At 72.1% G+C, this 1,005-nt stretch carries 2 protein-coding genes; both read right to left on the bottom strand.

What is annotated here, in order from left to right; translation table 11 throughout:
• Window positions 1-894: alpha-(1->3)-arabinofuranosyltransferase family protein (locus A9X03_RS20015; protein ID WP_197696116.1), on the bottom strand; the 894-nt coding region annotated here is incomplete at its 3' end.
• A gap of 43 nt (window positions 895-937) precedes the next feature.
• Window positions 938-1,005, bottom strand: a 68-nt coding sequence (locus tag A9X03_RS29375; protein WP_156736784.1) for a DUF2613 domain-containing protein, incomplete at its 5' end; no start/stop codon positions are given.

Genomic DNA, 1,005 nt, shown 5'->3' with positions numbered 1-1,005 from the left:
GGCCGCCGACCCGGTCACCAGCGGCGCGCCGGCGGTCGCGGTCGGCGCCACGTACGGGGTCCAGCTGTCGGTGCCGCGCAGGATCTCCGTGAGCGACGACCACTGCGTCGTCACACCGGAGGATTCGATGAAGTCCAGGAAGGGCGGGCTGATGGCTCGCAGCATCACCAGCGCCACCACCCACCACAGCGTTGCCAGGAAGAGCGCCAGCAACCACCACCCGGTGTAGCGCCACCACAACCGGTTGGGCCGGTGGCACGCCCACCAGATCACCGCGGGCAGGCAGGCGGCCAGCGTGGCGATCGCGTTGACCGCGCCCATCAACGCCACGGCCAGACCGGCCTGCGGGGCGAGCGCTCGCACCGACCGGTCGCCCGACGCGCGCAACGCCAGGATCGTCGGCAGCAGCACCCACGGCGCCAGCATCATCGGCAGGGTTTCCGACGAGATGGACCCCAGGGTGGTCAGCACCCGCGGCGACAGCGCGAACGCGGCGGCGCCGATCACCCGCGACGCGGGGCTGCCGATGCCGAGCGCCTCGGCGACCCGCAACAGCCCCCAGAAGCCGACGGTGAGCAGCAGCGCCCACCACAGCCGCTGGGTGACCCACCCGGGCACCGAGAGCAGATGGCCGATCGCGAAGAAGGTGCCGTGCGGGAAGAGATACCCGTAGGCCTGGTTCTGCGCCTGCCCGAACGGCAGCTCGCTGTTCCACAGGTTGGTGGCGCGGGCGAGGAAGCGCAGGGGGTTGGCGGTGAGGTCGAGTTTGGTGTCGGGGGAGACCCGGCCCGGGGATTGGGCGAAGGTCAACAGCAGGGCGATCGCCCCGACCAGCCATAGCCACCGGCGCGACACGGGCGCGGCCGACGAGGAGGTGACTACCGCCGCCCGCACCGCTGAACTCGGCGACGGTGAACCGCCGCGCCCGGCTGCGCCGCTAGCTACGGTTGCCGTACTCGACCCGGTTGAGCACTGACGACTGCGGATCGCCCCCGGGGAGTGGCG

The organism is Mycobacterium sp. E1715 (genome assembly GCF_001667625.1).
Lineage (GTDB): Bacteria > Actinomycetota > Actinomycetes > Mycobacteriales > Mycobacteriaceae > Mycobacterium.
This window is presented reverse-complemented; position numbering and strand designations above follow the sequence as displayed.